The organism is Litchfieldia sinesaloumensis (assembly GCF_900156865.1).
Classification (GTDB): domain Bacteria; phylum Bacillota; class Bacilli; order Bacillales; family Bacillaceae_L; genus Ferdinandcohnia; species Ferdinandcohnia sinesaloumensis.
Genome location: NZ_LT732529.1, coordinates 1,378,714 through 1,395,468, shown reverse-complemented (window position 1 = coordinate 1,395,468; position 16,755 = coordinate 1,378,714). Strand labels below are relative to the sequence as shown.

The 16,755-nt window shown below is 36.9% G+C and carries 19 protein-coding genes and 1 pseudogene; 12 read left to right on the top strand and 8 right to left on the bottom strand.

Annotation, left to right across the window (positions count from 1 at the left end; translation table 11 throughout):
- Positions 1-464: 464 nt before the first annotated feature.
- Entirely contained in the window at positions 465-656 is a 192-nt protein-coding gene (locus CZ490_RS06840) for a hypothetical protein (protein WP_077618198.1), read from the bottom strand.
- A 328-nt stretch (positions 657-984) separates the two neighbouring features.
- On the opposite strand from CZ490_RS06840, the gene CZ490_RS06835 reads away from it, so the two are divergent.
- From CZ490_RS06835 to CZ490_RS06825, 3 genes are all read left to right on the top strand, one after another.
- A complete protein-coding gene (locus tag CZ490_RS06835) occupies positions 985-1,269 on the top strand; it encodes a hypothetical protein (RefSeq protein WP_077618197.1) in 285 nt (94 codons plus the stop codon).
- Positions 1,270-1,548: 279 nt separating this feature from the next.
- Positions 1,549-2,526, top strand: a complete 978-nt coding sequence (locus CZ490_RS06830; RefSeq protein ID WP_077618196.1) for a S8 family peptidase — start codon at positions 1,549-1,551, stop codon at positions 2,524-2,526.
- A 132-nt stretch (positions 2,527-2,658) separates the two neighbouring features.
- On the top strand, positions 2,659-3,681 hold the full coding sequence (locus CZ490_RS06825) for a DUF3231 family protein (RefSeq protein ID WP_077618195.1): 1,023 nt from the start codon (positions 2,659-2,661) through the stop codon (positions 3,679-3,681).
- A 144-nt stretch (positions 3,682-3,825) separates the two neighbouring features.
- On the opposite strand, the gene vanT is transcribed toward CZ490_RS06825, so the two are convergent.
- From vanT to vanR, 5 genes are all read right to left on the bottom strand, one after another.
- Complete coding sequence (vanT, locus tag CZ490_RS06820; RefSeq protein ID WP_142255344.1) at positions 3,826-5,943, bottom strand: serine racemase VanT catalytic subunit; 2,118 nt, start codon at positions 5,941-5,943, stop codon at positions 3,826-3,828.
- Complete coding sequence (locus CZ490_RS06815; RefSeq protein WP_077618193.1) at positions 5,940-6,707, bottom strand: M15 family metallopeptidase; 768 nt, start codon at positions 6,705-6,707, stop codon at positions 5,940-5,942. Before CZ490_RS06815 ends, vanT begins: the two co-directional genes overlap by 4 nt.
- A complete protein-coding gene (gene vanG, locus CZ490_RS06810) occupies positions 6,704-7,756 on the bottom strand; it encodes a D-alanine--D-serine ligase VanG (protein WP_077618192.1) in 1,053 nt (350 codons plus the stop codon). Before vanG ends, CZ490_RS06815 begins: the two co-directional genes overlap by 4 nt.
- Before the next feature lie 132 nt (positions 7,757-7,888).
- Positions 7,889-8,983 (bottom strand): vancomycin resistance histidine kinase VanS, encoded by a 1,095-nt coding sequence (vanS, locus tag CZ490_RS06805; protein ID WP_200801556.1) that lies wholly within the window; start codon positions 8,981-8,983, stop codon positions 7,889-7,891.
- Positions 8,976-9,680: a VanR-ABDEGLN family response regulator transcription factor gene (vanR, locus tag CZ490_RS06800; protein ID WP_077620966.1), complete on the bottom strand. Its 705-nt coding sequence runs from the start codon at positions 9,678-9,680 to the stop codon at positions 8,976-8,978. The genes vanS and vanR overlap by 8 nt, the downstream gene beginning before the upstream one ends.
- A 550-nt stretch (positions 9,681-10,230) precedes the next feature.
- Here vanR and CZ490_RS06795 point away from each other — a divergent pair.
- Positions 10,231-10,746: an HXXEE domain-containing protein gene (locus CZ490_RS06795; RefSeq protein WP_077618191.1), complete on the top strand. Its 516-nt coding sequence runs from the start codon at positions 10,231-10,233 to the stop codon at positions 10,744-10,746.
- Positions 10,747-10,940: 194 nt separating this feature from the next.
- On the opposite strand, the gene CZ490_RS06790 is transcribed toward CZ490_RS06795, so the two are convergent.
- A complete protein-coding gene (locus tag CZ490_RS06790; protein ID WP_077618190.1) occupies positions 10,941-11,849 on the bottom strand; it encodes a DMT family transporter in 909 nt (302 codons plus the stop codon).
- Positions 11,850-11,951: 102 nt separating this feature from the next.
- Between CZ490_RS06790 and CZ490_RS06785 the strand changes: the two genes are divergently transcribed.
- Positions 11,952-12,707: a class I SAM-dependent methyltransferase gene (locus CZ490_RS06785; protein WP_077618189.1), complete on the top strand. Its 756-nt coding sequence runs from the start codon at positions 11,952-11,954 to the stop codon at positions 12,705-12,707.
- A 63-nt stretch (positions 12,708-12,770) separates the two neighbouring features.
- Here CZ490_RS06785 and paiA read toward each other — a convergent pair whose 3' ends face one another.
- Positions 12,771-13,289 carry a spermidine/spermine N(1)-acetyltransferase gene (gene paiA / locus CZ490_RS06780; protein WP_077618188.1) on the bottom strand — a complete coding sequence of 173 codons (519 nt, stop codon included), beginning with the start codon at positions 13,287-13,289 and terminating at the stop codon, positions 12,771-12,773.
- Between the two features lie 174 nt (positions 13,290-13,463).
- Between paiA and CZ490_RS06775 the strand changes: the two genes are divergently transcribed.
- From CZ490_RS06775 to CZ490_RS06745, 7 genes and pseudogenes are all read left to right on the top strand, one after another.
- Positions 13,464-13,868: a hypothetical protein gene (locus tag CZ490_RS06775; protein ID WP_077618187.1), complete on the top strand. Its 405-nt coding sequence runs from the start codon at positions 13,464-13,466 to the stop codon at positions 13,866-13,868.
- A 200-nt stretch (positions 13,869-14,068) separates the two neighbouring features.
- Positions 14,069-14,971, top strand: a complete 903-nt coding sequence (locus tag CZ490_RS06770; RefSeq protein WP_077618186.1) for a hypothetical protein — start codon at positions 14,069-14,071, stop codon at positions 14,969-14,971.
- Positions 14,972-15,007: 36 nt separating this feature from the next.
- Positions 15,008-15,205, top strand: coding sequence for a DUF4083 domain-containing protein (locus CZ490_RS06765; RefSeq protein WP_077618185.1), 198 nt, complete (start codon positions 15,008-15,010; stop codon positions 15,203-15,205).
- Positions 15,206-15,283: 78 nt separating this feature from the next.
- Entirely contained in the window at positions 15,284-15,469 is a 186-nt protein-coding gene (locus CZ490_RS06760; protein ID WP_077618184.1) for a DUF2187 family protein, read from the top strand.
- Positions 15,470-15,701: 232 nt separating this feature from the next.
- Entirely contained in the window at positions 15,702-15,938 is a 237-nt protein-coding gene (locus CZ490_RS06755) for a hypothetical protein (protein ID WP_077618183.1), read from the top strand.
- 40 nt (positions 15,939-15,978) lie between these two features.
- The gene (locus CZ490_RS06750) at positions 15,979-16,248 is read left to right on the top strand and encodes a hypothetical protein (protein WP_077618182.1); all 270 of its coding nucleotides are present in this window, start codon (positions 15,979-15,981) and stop codon (positions 16,246-16,248) included.
- A gap of 228 nt (positions 16,249-16,476) precedes the next feature.
- Positions 16,477-16,755: pseudogene (locus CZ490_RS06745) on the top strand (Crp/Fnr family transcriptional regulator); the annotation flags it as partial.

Below are 16,755 nucleotides of genomic sequence, written 5' to 3'. Positions count from 1 at the left end.
GTTGTAAAGCTGCTATATTTGTAAAAAATGCCCACTTGCGCATGTTTTCAAAGCAAAAAACCGATAAAAGCATGCGAAAATTAGATTTGCACATGCAATTAAGTAGATAGGTAGTTTAAAAGCATGCGTATCATCCATTAATAGGAATTTTTTCGTTGTAAAGCAGCTATATTTGTAAAAAATCCCCATTTGCGCATGTTTTCAAAACAAAAAATCTTAAAAAACATGTTCAAAATAAGTTTGCGCATGCTTTCGAATAAATTCGTAATCTAAATGCATGCGCAATATCCATTAAATGTAATTTTAAGTAATCTAAAGGAGAAATGCTATACATATATCTAAAAACGTTCGCTGCTATACCGTTTAAGGTGTAAACGATATACCATCTATCGAAAAACGATCGGCCGCTATTCCATTTAGAGCGCAATCAATCTTATCCATCCAGCCATTATATGTGAGCTCTTTTAATTATGTATTTGCTGTTGAACTTCTTGGATAATATTTTGTGCTTTTTCTAGTTCGCTTTGGGCAAAGTGGCATGCCTCGGCATCAGGACTAGTGGAATTAACTTGTTTTAAGTGATGATGTGCTTGGTGAATGATATCTTGTGCTTCTTGAAGTTTGCTCTTAAAATTCATTAACAATCGTCCCTTCATGAAATAATCTCTTTTATCATGTGCAAATTACTAGAAGGATACGCAACTTCGGAGTAAAAGACCACCTTAATACTTTTTTTGTTAAACCTGAAAATTTTTTCTATCTTTGAGGAACACTTAATAGTAAAATAACTTGTAGATGGAAAGAGGAGACAAATTGCTATATTCATTCATGTCTAAACATGAAAAATAGCGTGATAAAACATGATTGACATATGTAGTCATATCGCATATCTGATATACTAGTTATACAATCATGTGCAACTTAAGTACATAATCAATAATAGAATAATAGCAATGAATTATTTTACATACAGGAGGAGTCAAAATGTTAAATCAACAATATGAATTACTATTAAAAAGATCAATAGAGGTTGCTCCCGATTGGTTAAAAGAAGATATTCAAAACATTATCGATAAGACAGAAACCCATTTTGGAGCGAGTTACGTGATTGCTGAGCTCAATGCATTGTATTCATTTGGTTTAAGACACGTTCTATCGACCCATTTTTCTGCTGAATGGTCAATTGTATCTAGAGAACGTCTTACTTTTATCGATAACAATATTGATGTCATTGTTGCTATCTATAAGGAAATGAAAGGTAAGTTGTAAATAACCACGAATAGTAAGAGCGAGTGCCTTATGCCAAGGCACTCTTTTTTTGCGGAAAAAAATAAGTCAATAGTCCGGTACACCATTGGGACAATGTATTCATTTTCTTAATATTCAGTTTTTTATATTGATAAAACCATGTCCAGTTAGTATAATAAAACAAACGTTCCCATACAGGCATAGGTCAGCCATCTTGTACACTTCCAACTATGAAATAACATAACAGAAGGGAATAGAGGTAATACATGTTTGAAAACGATTTGAAGGAGGAGAACCATCTTGAAAAATCATGTCAAATTATTACCGTATACTATTCAGTCAGTTGTTGATCAAACAAATGAGACTCCAGAGGGCGTTCAGTTGGTACAGGCACCTTCGTTATGGGAAGCTAGCAGTCAAGGTGAGGGCATAGTCATCGCGGTTATTGATACTGGGGTTGACACGACTCATCCAGATTTGCAGGATCGAATTATCGGGGGACGGAATTTCACAAGTGATTATCAAGGAAACCCCGAACAGTTTGAAGACAATAATGGACATGGTACACATGTATCAGGTACTATCGCCGCAACTCTTAATCAAGAAGGAGTTGTAGGGGTGGCTCCAAAGGCTAAGATCTTAAGTTTAAAAGCTTTAACTGAACAAGGAGCCGGCCAATACGAATGGATAATTAAAGCTATTCGCTATGCAACCGAGTGGTGTGGTCCAGCCAATGAAAGAGTACGGGTCATTTCAATGTCACTAGGCGGCCCAGAAGATGTACCAGAAATGCATGAGGCCATTCAAGATGCAGTTAACCAAAATATTTCAGTCGTTGTGGCTGCCGGTAATGAGGGGGATTCGTTAGAGGATACATTCGAGTATGCCTATCCTGGTGCCTATAACGAAGTCATATCCGTCGGAGCTGTAACTATGGACTTGGAGCTTGCTCCATTTTCGAATACACATACTGAAATTGACCTTGTTGCTCCAGGTGTTGAAGTCATTTCAACTTACCCTGCTCACCAATACGCAAAACTATCGGGAACCTCCATGGCAGCTCCGCATATAGCAGGTTCAATCGCACTACTGATAAACCTCAGTGAAAAAGAGTTTGAACGAACACTAAGTGAAGCAGAAATATACGCTCAGTTGATAAGACGAACAGTCCCAATAGGTTATAAAAAAGCTGCGGAAGGAAACGGGTTTTTGCAGCTCAACGTTGTCGAAAAATTACATGAACTGATCCCTAAAGCGAGTATGAATACGACAAATTAAACATTTTTTCTTTCCATTTGAGGTGCAATTGTGTACCTCTCTTTTTTATGTCAAATCAGATGTAACCAATACATACTATAGTTACTTTCAGGGGAAATTATCCTTTAGTATACTTTTTCTTGGAGGTTACTTATGGATGAAAAAGCACAACAGATTCGGTTAACAGCAGGTGAACTTGGCCAACTTTGGGCCCAATATTTAAATGACAGTGCAAGTATTTGTATTCTGACCTATTTTTTAGAAAAGGTTGAGGATATGGAAATTAAGCCTCTAATCGAATATGCTTTAGAGCTATCAGCTACACATGTTCAAAAGGTTACTGCAATTTTATCAGAGGAAAAAAGTGTTATTCCTGATGGTTTTAGTCTTAAAGAGGATGTTAATCTAGATGCTCCTAGACTTTATTCAGACACCTTTGTATTAAACTTTATCCATCAAATGTCAAAGGTAGGGCTTACCACATATGCTGCAAGTGTTGGGACCGCAGTAAGAAGTGATATCAAATCCTATTATATGGATTGCCTCAAAGAAACCATGGATTTAAATAATAAGTCAACTGAATTATTATTAACTAAAGGATTGTATGTACGGTCTCCTAGCTTGCCTTACCTTAAGAAGGTAGAATTTGTAAAAAAACAATGGTTTATGTTAGACGTAGTCGGTGAAAAAAGACCATTAGCTGCATCTGAAGTGGATAATCTATTTGCGAATATGCAAAGAAATGCTTTGGGAGTTGCTGCGCTTATAGGCTTTAGTCAGGTTGCAGAGAACAAAGATGTAAAGAAGTTTTTCTTAAAAGGTTTAGAGGTCGGCAATAAACATATAAGACTATTTAGAGATAAATTAGAGGAAAGTAAACTTCCGGCACCGATGGGGTGGGATTCTGAAGTTACCAATAGCACGTCCCACACGTTCTCTGATAAATTAATGATGTTTTTCACAAGTGGTTTGATTAACTTAAGCGTTGGTTATTATGGAACAGCTGTTAGTCAAAGCCCTAGAGGAGATATTAGCACGATGTACAACAGGCTATCCTTAGAAGTTCAGATGTACTCTGAAGATGGAGCTAATATCATGATTAAAAATGGTTGGTTAGAGCAGCCGCCATTGGCCTCCGATCGTGATGAATTAATTAGAAGGAAGAAGCAAATGTAAGTGATTTCGAATAGTCCTACTGTAAAAAACAGTTAGGGCTTTTTTTGTTTTCTATAGTTTATCGATATGTCCTACCATTACTATAAATTAGGACCCTGTAAGTGTTAGAGGAGTGCCTAACACATACAGGGCAGTAAGGAATCCTCAATTCGAATGATAAACGTAATCCAGCCGGGACCCTAGTCTGCTAAGCAGTTCATTCGTAATGGAGCCGCATTTTTCTGAGACTTCTTCTGCGGTAATTTGTTCCGTACCATCTTTTCCAATCAGCGTTGCAATATCGCCTGCCTGTACACCCTCAATAGCGGAAACATCAACTACGAGCTGATCCATACAAATTCTGCCAATAATAGGAGCTTTTTGTGAACGAATGAGAATCTCCCCGTTTTCCATATTTCTTGGGATACCGTCTGAATAACCAATCGTAATAACCGCTGTTTTCATCATCGTTGTTGCTGAAAATGCTCTTCCATAGCCGAGCTGCTCACCTCGCTGTAGAGTTTTCACCACCGCTACTCTCGCTTTAATGGATAGGACTGGCTTCAGTTCCACATCTGTTCTCACTGTATCGTTTTTACTTAAAACACCATATAGAGCAATTCCCGGACGTGCATACTCATATGGTAAGTGTGGGTAATTCAAGATTCCATAGCTCGCTTGAATATGCCGCTGTCCTGGAAGCAGCAGTTGTGATTCAAGCCACTTAGTGGTCTGGTTGAATTTATCAATCTGCAATTCTGTAAATGCTATATCCTCTGAACGAACGCTATCAGAAACCGCTAAGTGAGAAAATACACCGACAACATGTAAATGTTTGCAGTTATAGATTTCTTTCAGGTCAGAAAGGTGTGAAGCATCTGTTCCTAAGCGATGCATACCTGTGTCTATTTTTATTTGAACCTTTATCGGAACACCTTGTTTGTTTAACTGCTTTGCATGGCTCAATCCAATTACGGTTTGCGTTAATTTGAATTTCTTAATTTCTCCAATATATTGAGCTGGGGTATAACCTAAAACGAGAATCTCTCCTTTAACTCCGTTTTTACGAAGTTCAATTCCTTCAGCGATAGTCGCGACGGCAAAGGACTTTACCCCATGGTTCGATAGCTCTTTCGCGATTTTTACTGCCCCATGACCATACGCATTTGCTTTGACTACGGCCATAAGTTCTGTATTTTTTGGAAGAATTCCTTTTAGCAGCTTTACATTTTCATTTAGTGCTGCTAAATCAATTTCTGCCCAGGCTCTACTAATTGGTGAGGGAGTTGAATTTTTCCTAGTTGGCCAAAAAATCATCAACATCCAAGACAAAATAAATGTAAGGCTACTAACCGTCAAAAAAAGAACCATACTATTTTCAACAAACCATTTCTCTAGTGTGAAAAACTCTGCTGTAAAGCGAACAAGTACAATCATCCACGGGTGTATGATATACATAATCGTGGAGACATTCCGAATGCTTTTACTGCTTTTTCCGCGGATTTGCAGTAGACATTGAAAAAGAAAATACATAACTGGAAGTAGCATAAAATACATACTGTCATGGCGCTGGATGTCATTAGCATGCAGTAGTAGTCCTTCACCAATTAGGAAAGTGAAACTGATCACGAAAAATAGTAGATTTATTGAAAACGAAACTGTTTTATTTCTTTTATAGATTAGCATTCCCATGACTAAGAAAATCGGCACCATAAAAACGCCATTCCTCGTATAATCCGCTACAGTAAAGACCGCCTGAAAAAACACTTCAAAACTAGGAAACTGCTCAGCAACCCCATAGTAGCTATCTCCGAACAATCCGATTCCATAAAGAAGAACGGATATAATCGATGTCCATTTTAGCCCAATTGCACGAATGAGAAAGACAACAATACTCACACCTGCAATTAACCCAGGGAAGTACCATAAATGATAAAATGTCCCGTCAACGAATAGATCTTTTACGAATTCAAGCCCCCAATTTGTACCCTCATAATGACCTGCATACAAATTTAGAGGTAAAAATAAAACGATGGAGAGGGCATATAACAGTCCGATTTTTTTACAAAACGCTAGAATATACGCGTTGTCCCCATTTTCAATATATTGATATAGAAAATATCCGCTGACCATTAGAAAAAAGGGGACAGCTATTCTAGCAATAATTCGAGTCAAAATGAAATCTGCATCCTCCCCATATGAAAGAAGAGGTGACGTATGGTTAGCTATCACGAGGAAGGCAGCAAGTAATCTGAATGAGTCTAATGATCCTGATTTACTCATAGTGGATTGCTCCATATTGTCACGATAAAGCCGTCCACATTATTCCCTGAAATCTGATACAAGCACTCATCCGGTATTTCAATTACAGTCGTCTCTTCCATTGCTCTTACATAATAAACCTCATAATTTTTACCCTTGTCCTTAAAGATATACTGCTGGCCATTCTCTGAAAAATCAGAAAGATATTGAATGTATTCTTCCAAACAGAAACGGTGGTGCTGCATAATTCTTGCATGAGGATATCCGACATAGCGGAAATGCCAAGGCTCATGCGAGATCCCTGTGATTTGTTCTTTGCCGTGCGAATAACGCTCAATAAAACCATAGTCTGCGGCAAGTTCGCGAAAATGTGCAAAGATACCTGTATAAGGAAAAGATGGACGAATGAAATCGATCTCGTCTAGGTTTTCTCCCAAATCAATCGCCAGGCCTGTCTGATGTTCGCTGCACCCTGGATAGGCTACATATTGTTCTGTAAAGCTTCTGCCATTTTCAATGAGAGAATCTTGGTATAGCTTTTCTTGTTCAGCCTTGCTTCGGTACCCGCTAACCGGAATGATCCTTCCTCGTGATTCTACTTTTTTAAGAAGCTGTGTTAACGATGCTGCGACCCTTCTTTCAAGTAAAATAGTGTCATAGTTTGCTAGACTGGGCACAAGTGCTGGCGAATGATGAGCTTGAGTCTGTTTCAGACCATGTTGACGATTAACCAATATCAAATACCCACTGTAAACATTGCCTTTATGTAACGTGATACTTCTCATCGTTCTAACCCCAATTGGATCAAGTGTTCGATGATGTCAGAAAACGTTAACCCAATGCCTTTCATCATATTTGGATAACGGCTGTGATCGGTGAAACCAGGAAAGGTATTGACCTCATTAAAGACAATGTCTCCATTTGGTGTAATAAACATGTCCACTCTTGCCAAGCCAGAGCAGCCAAGTGCACGATAAATTTGAATAGCCGTATCCTTTACTTTGGCTGTCATATCATGATCAATGCGAGCTGGCATATGAATGATTGAAGTAGTAAGGGTGTATTTTTCATTAAAATCAAAATACCCAGTCTCTAATTCAATTTCATCCACTTCACCAACTATCAATTCGTCATTTCCAAGAATCGCGCAACCAACTTCAAATCCCTCAATAAATTCTTCAATGATGATCCGCTCATCGTGAGAAAAGGCTTCAGCAACTGCACTTGGAAGTTCTTCCTTTTCATTAACGAGTGTTATTCCAATCGATGACCCTGATTTGACTGGTTTAACAAATAGAGGGAGATGGAGCTGACTTGTTTGTGTGACAATCTCTTCTATTAATTGAGACCTTGAAAAAACAATTGAGGCAGGTGTGTTGATGCCTTCAAGTGCCACTACTCTATGTGCACGGTCTTTATCCATACATAAAGCAGAAGACAAAATGTCACATCCGACATAAGGAATTCCGGCAAGTTCTAAGTATCCCTGTAGTGTTCCATCTTCGCCATTCTTCCCGTGTAGAACAGGGAAAACAATATCAATCATTGTTTCGGTAATATGTCCATTTTGATTCTCTAGTAGATAATTCATATAGCGATTTGGAGAAAAGAAGGCAGGTATGCAGTTTGCCTCATCGGACCACCAGGTATTGTTCAGAATGTTTTCCACGCTACCCTGAAAACGGTACCAGCGACCTTCCTTTGTGATGCCAATTAATACTTTTTCATATTTAGCAGGGTCCATATGTGTAATAACAGAGTATGCAGATTGTAGTGAGACTTCATATTCATTTGAACAGCCTCCAAAGATGACACCAACGATTATTTTTTCCATATTTATTTCCTCCTTATATATAAAAAACACTTATTGTTTCTGTACTTGTATCGTACTAAAACAATAAGTGTTGTTTTTTCGTTTATCCTCAAGGAAATAATACGTTTTTCTTCTTTAATTCTTACGATTTTCTTACGGTGTTAGAGGGAGCCTGACGATAAATTCGACTTTCTCTTCCTCGCTTTGAGCGGAAATGGTGCCTCCGTGTAATTCTACGATTTCTTTGGCAATCGCAAGGCCAAGACCTGCACCTCCTGTTTTGGTACCACGAGAAGTATCCAATCGATAGAATTGTTCAAAGATGCGACCGAGCTTGTCCTTTGGAATAACAGGACCATTGTTTATAAAATAAAGCTGTAAATACTCATTGTCCTTCTTAGAGCGAATGATGATTGGACTATTTTCATAGCTATAATTAATGGCATTGCGGATTAAGTTGTCGAAGACACGTTCCATTTTATTTACATCACAGGAGATTTCAAGATTGTCTTCAATGTCTAACTGGCAGGTTAGGTTCTTTTCAGCAAATAGCGGATTAAATTCAAACGTAATCTGCTCAAGCATCCTTGTAAGATTAATATGGCTCATCTCAGGACTTAGCTGAGTTAAATTAAAACGTGTAATTTCAAAAAACTCATTAATTAATTCCTCGAGCCTTTCAGCTTTATCCAATGAAATGGATAAGTACTTTTCCCGGAGCACTTCCGAAATTTGCTGCTCATCTCGTAGTAATGTTAAATAACCAATTACAGACGTTAATGGTGTCTTCAAATCATGAGCCAAGTACACGAGTAGGTCGTTTTTCCGTTGTTCTGCTTCTTTTGCTAACCTGGCGTTACGGATGGATTCCTGCTTGATGGCATTCATACGTTCTTCCACTTGTTTTAATTCAGAGGGTAGACGGATGTAATCACTTTTATCAGAAGCAAGATTTCTACTTGCATCCACAATCTGATCAACATAGTTGAGTGTCTTTCTCCAATAGAACATAAATATTATGATAAAGCCGATCATCCATGTTATAAGTATGAACGGGATAGGGTTATTGCGAATAGGACGGAGCAGTATGTATATCAAATCACTTGAATACCAGATAAAACTGCTCAATATGTAATAGGCCACAACAATAGCTGTTGCGAGACTAACGGTAAAAATTAAAATCGATATAAAGAATTTCGTAAATGTCTTACCAGTTAAGCCGCTACTTGCTACACTCTTTCTATTCAATGGTATAGCCAACCCCCCATACCGTTTTAATAAACTTTGGTTTTCTCGAAGGTTCCTTCATTTTTTCCCGCAAGCGGGCAATATGGGCCATCACTGTATTGTTGTTATCAATATATTTTTCGCCCCACACCGCTTCAAACAATTCCTCTGAAGAAACAACCTTCCCTTTGTTTTCACATAAATGCCACAGAATCGAGAATTCGATGGGTGTTAAGGAGAGAGGCTTTCCATAAAGTGTACATTTATGGGTATCCTGATTAATAATCAACCCTGAGAAGTCGTATTCCTTAGCAGTATGTAAAGGCTCCGGATTAAGATTATTGTTCGAATTGTAGCGTTTATAGCGTCGCAGCTGCGCTTTCACTCTTGCCACCATTTCAAGCGGGTTAAACGGCTTTGTAATGTAATCATCGGCACCAAGTGTAAGTCCAGTAATTTTGTCGATATCTTCAATCTTTGCTGTCAGCATAATGACAGGATAGTGATAGTTCTCACGAATCTTCTGGCAGATTGTAAACCCATCCACATTAGGTAACATCACATCCAAAATGGCAAGCTCTAGCTCATGATTCTGTATATACTCTAAAGCCGGCTTTCCATCATAAAACACTTGAACATCATAGCCTTCATTCATCAGATAAAACTTCACTAGATCGGCAATCTCTTTTTCATCATCTACTATTAAAATAGGATTCAATGTTTTCCACCTCAATAATTCATACAACTGTTTGTTCAACCTCCTATAGAATAAATCATTTTTACAAGAAATAGAAGGGGAGCGATGATACAAGTGAACTGCTCCAGTAATTACGGAGGAGTTTTTAGTGTTTTATATTTGACGGTATAGCAAGAGAGTATAAAAACCGTATCTTTCTAACCAGAATTTAACTGTTTTTTTAAAAGGAATATTGACCAGACTCTAGAATTATAAACGTAAGAGCTATTAAACTATCGAGGGAGGTTGATGGATTTAAAGTGAATTTAAGGAGTTTCTTCAATTGAATCAAAAAAATAGGCTGTTTTCGCAAACTTTGTTGTTTTTTATACCCGTTGATTTACGCTGCAGGCGGATGCTTTCCGCGGGCGTGGCTTGAGCCTCCTCGTCGCTGTCGCTCCTGCGGGGTCTCAAGTCTCACGCTTTTCCCGCAGGAGTCACCGCCTTCCGCTACAATCAACTTGGTTTGTACTTTATCCATAAAAGCAACAATCTTTAGAAAAGAGCCAAAAAATAAGACCAGGGGAAAAGCATGGAACCATTTAAAGAATATGATGTATCAAAGTTTAGAAATCTCTTATTACTTTTTCCTCCGTTGTATTTAATTCACGATATTGAAGAAATCATAACAGTGGAGAAGTTCTTGGAAGAAAATTCAAATGTAATACCATTTAGCGTAACAACAGTGGAGTTTTTATTTGCTTTTACTTTACTTTGGATTTTAGCTGCAATAGGCTGTTATAAGGCATTTTTGGGCATCAGGTTTATTGGCATGGAACCTACGACTTTCCTTGCATTCTTAGTTCCTGGAATTCTTTTAGCCAATAGTATCGGTCATTTATTGCAATACATTTTCTTCAAAGATTATGTTCCGGGCATTATTACATCAGTATTTATTTTAATTCCTTATTCGCTTTTTACAGCTAAGTTTCTTATTTCTGAAAGAGTAATTACTAAAACAAGACTTTTAAGCCATTTAATAGTAGGGTTTATTGCCCAAGCCCTATTGGCACTAATTGCACTTTTTATTTCAAAAATTATAATATAATTGTTGTTGTGCTAACAGAGTCTTCAGTTGAGCAAATTACACATAAATAAATACAGCGAAAAGACTAGGAGAAATATAAAATCCTAGTCTTTTTTCTTTGGAAAATTCATTGTAAATTATGCTGCTAAGTATTGCGTTAAATACCTTGATAATTGAGGGGATATTTACAATTTTTTCTCTCTGAACCGAAACCGTTAAGATACAGCCTTTTTCTTCAAAGCTATCAAAAGAATCATCCCGATAATACAAGCCGTTCCCATCCATTGAAACATCCCAAAATGCTCTTTTAACCATAAGACTGTCGTTAAAACAGCAGCTAGAGGCTCCAATGTTCCGAGAAGACTCGTTTCTTTTGGTGCGAGACTTTGTAGACTCTCGATATAAAACCAGAAAGCAATCATTGTCCCGAAGATAATGACGAAGATTAAATATAAATAGGCTTCTAAGGTTAAGCTCGAATAATCAATTTCCCAAGGTGGATGGATAAAAGCTAAGCCAATCCCACCAATGACCATCGCCCAACCAACAATGACTAACGAATCATATTGGGCAAGAAGAGGAACCGCGTAAAGGGTATAAAAAGCTAAAGCCACCCCTGATAAAATCCCCCAAATAACGGCCGGAGCAGGTACCGACAGCTCGGATATCGAGCCATTTGTTAATAAAAAATAGCAACCCACTATTGCTAGAACTACAGTAATTACATCTTTCCGCGTCAAAACAGCCTGTTTTCGTAAGAGTAAATAACCAATGATCATCACAGGTGCTTGATATTGTAACAGAGTTGCTACTGCAGCATTTCCATGGTTAATCGATGCCATATATGTATATTGAACAGCGAGCATACCTAGTAATCCAAAAATGATGAGTTGAATTGCAACCTTTTTATTTTTCCATACACCAAGGATCTGGGAACGATCCTTTTTGAAAAAATGAACACTCAATAATAGGAAGCCAGCAATAAGTAACCGTGTAGTAACAAGCCAATTTACATCAATCGAGTGATCTTGAAAGAGTTTCTGTGCCACCGTACCACCAACTCCCCAAAATACAGCTCCTGTTGTAACAAGGATAAATCCAGTCCTTCTTGTCATTTTATTCATTTTAATTCTCCAATTTTGTTAGTTTGATATTATAATAATGGAAAAATAGTCTAATTCATACAGTTATTAAAAAAATTCAAAATGGGTTGAGGAGAAGAGAAGATGTTGAGTTATTATGGGAAACTATCGTCAGAAGTCTATGACTTGGATAAATATATTGGTCTCTCTTTTGGTGATGTGGAATTTTATCATGAGCGATTAGCTTCTTGTAAAGGAAGCATCCTAGAACCAGGAGTTGGTACGGGGCGAATTCTGATTCCGCTTTTGGAAAGGGGCCTGAAGGTAGATGGCTTTGATGTATCTGATGAAATGTTACGTATTTGCCGTCGTAACTGTGATGAAAGGGCTCTACAGCCAACTTTGTTTAGAGGAGAAATGGAGACATTTTCTTTAGATAAAACATATGAAGCGATTATTGTACCCACTGGTACTTTCCTACTTCTACAGAATAGAGAAGATTCGATAAAGGCATTGAAAAATTTCCATCATCACCTTGAAAATGGTGGCAGACTCATTATTGATATCTTTTTACAAAAAGATGTGTCTCTTGAACAAAATTCAACACGTACGTGGGAAACCTCAAATGGTGACATCCTAACATTAGAATCGAAAGTAGTTGAAGTGGATCATATCAATCAGTATACAATTTCTCATCATCGGTACGAAAAATGGAGAAACGGGGTGCTCCTCCAAACAGAATTAGAACGATTTCCGCTACGTTGGTATGGAATTGAAGAGTTTAAAATGATTCTCGAGCAGATTGGATTTGAAGACATCGTCATTTCGGCGGATTACCAATATGGTCACTTTCCGACTACATCAACTGAAATGATTACATTTGAAGCTGTTAAACGCTGATAGGTAAATGAATAGAAACGCTCAGGTTCAAAAGCCTGAGCGTATTAACTACTTATGTTAAATTCATGACAGTGTTTTTGTCATGATATAGTCGGTTTGTTCATCATCACCCATGAAAAACGAGTGTGCTCCCGTTTGTACAAAGCCCATTCTCTTATAAAAAGCGATGGCATTTTCATTGTTTTCCCATACACCTAACCAGATTTTGTTTTTTTGAAGTTCGGTTGCGATGTCTACCGCTTTATTCAGTAGATATTTGCCCAACCCATGTTTTTGAAAGCTACTTTTTATGTAAATTCTCTCGATTTCAAGTGAGTCGTTACCCATCTTTTCAGACTGAGCCTCGTTTATATTGATTTTTAAAAAGCCAGCAATCTCATTATTATAATAAAGAAAAAAGAATTTCGAAAAAGGATTAGATATTTCTTTTTCGAATTGCTCTTTGTTAAAAGCTTTCTCCAAGTAGGCCTGCATATTTTCTGGAGTATTTTGATCCTTAAATGTTTCGTTAAACGTTTCTATACTAATCTCTTGAAGCTGTTGTAGATCCGCTAATTTACATTGTTTAACATCTATCTTCATTCAACTGTTGCTCCTTTTTGTATCGTCTTAATAAATCCCTCCTCATTTTACCATAAAAGTTTATATGTCGATTCCGACAGGTAAAGGAGGATTATCTTTTCCTTTTGTTGAAATATAGAGGTAAAGCGCAACATTGGTGAGACAGAACCCAACTATAAAAGGTGAGGTTTGGTAATGATTAATGTAGAAAAACGTTTAGATGAATTTACCGAGATGCATAATGGTTTTATCCGTGATTGGAACATTGCAATGAATTCAGGAGACACATCCTCAGTTGAAAGAATGGCAGAAGATTATTATGTTGCATTTTTTAATAGCGGAAACGAGAAACCGATTTTTTTCACAAGACAAGAGGCCATTCAAGGTATGGAACAGTCTGTTAGGCACTTTACAGGTGCAAAAAAGAAGTTCGAGAATCGAGTCATTCGACTAAGAGACAATGAAAACGCGGTAGTATTTTATGAACAAATAGTCGTAAAAGACGAGAACGTCGTAGCACGATTATTTACGATTGAAAACTGGAAATTAATAAACGAAAAATGGATGGTCATTAGAGAAATAGAAGAATCGATTCAGTGACTCTAATATCGCGATTGCAGTACAATTTTTAGTATCCTGGAATTCATAATATCATATGGAATAATATGTTAATATACATGGTAGGTTAAGAGTTTTTTGGAGACGAAAGAAGTATTAGATCGTATTTAGCTTTAACACTTTATCGTAAGGCTATAAATTTTGTTCAACTGAATTCTTTTCTTGCCAGATGGGGGGTACTAATGACAGCACTTGTTTATACGGTTATATTAATTGTTTGTACGTTTTTAATAGTGCGGAAAAAGCACGAAGAAGAAACTCGTTTCTCTTTAAAAATAATTGGATACTTTATTTTAGGTTCATTTGCTTTTATTTTTGATGAACTTGCACTTCCGCTTGGGTTTATTGTGTACCTGCTCTTCTTCCGACCTACTTTAAATGCACATGTTAAGAGAACCGCCGCAGTTTATGGGGTTTTAACTTTTGTGTTGGTCCACTGGATTATTCCGCTTGCGATTCATGAATGGGAATACCGCTCTATCACTATCGAGCATGAACTCGGTTCCGTGTATACGATAAACTTCCAAGATGAAGATGAACGAATTAAGGAAGAATTACATCTTAACAATCACCAAGTAAAGCTTGAAAATTTTAAAGTTGAATATGTAAAAAATGGGCAAATTGATGATCTAGGTTGGCAGCTGCTTGAACCAAATGACAATGGATATAAGCTCTATCAGATACGCTATGAAATCGACAAAAGTCAGTATCATGTATCGACTAGTCAGGTTGACAATTGGCTTCAATACGATCGATTAGTTAATGGCGATTATTTTTTTGAAATCCTTAACGTACTTGATATTAAAGAGATCACTGATGAAAAAGGGGACTATTTATCATATGAGATACGGAGTACGGGGGAACGAACGTATTATGGCATCGAAAATACTGAACATTATATAATCGAAAATGGTGAAATTCATGTAGTAGAAGACGGGAGCTTACCCTTAGAAGGTTACTATATTTCGACGTTTGCGATGTTAAAAACCGAAGAAAAAAGAGATGAGCAAGGAAACATCACAGAAGAACACTTTGAAGGTACCGCATCAACTGATTACCTATTCGATGTCGTTTTCGGTGAGTAATAATAGCTTTTAAAATAGTGGAAAGTGGGGACAGTCATGGAAGGTTTGAATGTAGTTTCGATTGTCTTAATGGTTATCGTAATCGGTCTTATCGCCTTATTCATTGTTTCTTTTACACTTTTTATCAGAAGAATAGTAATGAGGTCTTCAGTTAAGGATAATCAAACAAATGAAATTGAAAAGAAACTAGATAAAATTATTGAACTTCTTGAAAAAAATAAAACACCTTCATAAAAAATTATACTACTTGTATCTTCATTGTTCCTGCATGTTTTTATTTTTGCTGAAAATAATAAGTTCAGAGGTGATAAAATGGCAAACGCTAATATCGGGGACAGTATTTCTTTTAAGCGTGAAGGAAAAAGCTATGAAGGAATAGTTAAGGTTGTAAGAGATAATTCAGTGATAGTTGATTACGGGTACAATGAAGCAAAGGACGAACCGCTTACAACCATCGTCAATCATAAAAATTATAAAATCACAAAGTCAAGTTCGTGAAAAATTTTTATTATGATAATTACGTTTTACCTTTTGACGACAGTTTATGCTGTCGTTTTTTAGATAGTGGGACAAAGGGACAGGTCCAATGTCCCAGGAGAAAGGCCTAGAATGCGAATATTATTCGGTACTAGGCCTTTTTTTGTTTAGTCATGATCATCCTCACTAAGGTATAATAAAGAATATAAAAATTTAAGCTATATGATTGATTAGCAACCAGTCGTGATTAATATTGATAATTGAAATTGATGGTTACTATAACCAAGCAATCCTAACAGGGAAAAAGTGCTCTAAACAAAAGTTGAAACAAATGTATTATCAAGCAAAAGAACGAACAACTGACCCAAAGGATTTCTCTTCTGTATTTTGTAGGCTACATAGCTTCGAAGAAATTTCTTATTCAGAGGATTTAAAAATTGATTTTGTCCTAGATACAGATACTGATCGGATCTATTTACCGTCTTATTAATTAATATTGTTTTGCTTATGTTGAAGAGGGGGAGGATAGTATGATAAATAAATTTCACAAAGATGAAAACGGATATGAGAACTGGTTGTTTAATAACAAACAAGGCTATGTTTTTAATCATTTTGGTACGGTTGAAATGAATAAGATGCATCATGCTACATGCTACACTTTACATACGGTAAAACATCAGGGTTCAAGAACGAATTACGAAAAGATTTGTTCGTTGGATTATAAAGAGCTAGAACAAGAGGCGAACAGAGTTACAAGGAATCAATGGAGTAAATGTAAATCATGTTTTAAAACCGTCTAATAGAAAATCAAGAAAAAGTGCGTAGGTCAATGTGACTTACGCTTTTTTTGTACGATAGAAAGCTTGCTATACTGGCTTTTTTTAAGTACTCTGTCACAATTCATTCACAAATCATTGAACAAATTGTGAAATACTTCACATTTATATTGTGAAAATGTTCACAAGGATTTATAGTATAGACATAGAGATAAAACAAATAAAAAAGATTGATTAAGGAGAGGGTTCAAGATGATCAACACATTTATTAGAGAAAACCGCTGGGCAGCAGCTATTTTAACAGTTTTACGTGTATACCTTGGTTGGACTTGGATGACAGCTGGATGGGGCAAAATCACAGGTGGATTTGATGCAGGTGGCTTCCTTGGGAATGTTGTAGCAAACCCTGTACTAGATAAAGCAACAGGCACTGCACTTTATCCAACATACACTGCTTTCGTTGAAGGCTTTGCCGTTCCAAACGTAGAACTTATCAACATTATGATTCCTTGGGGAGAATTCCTTGTAGGA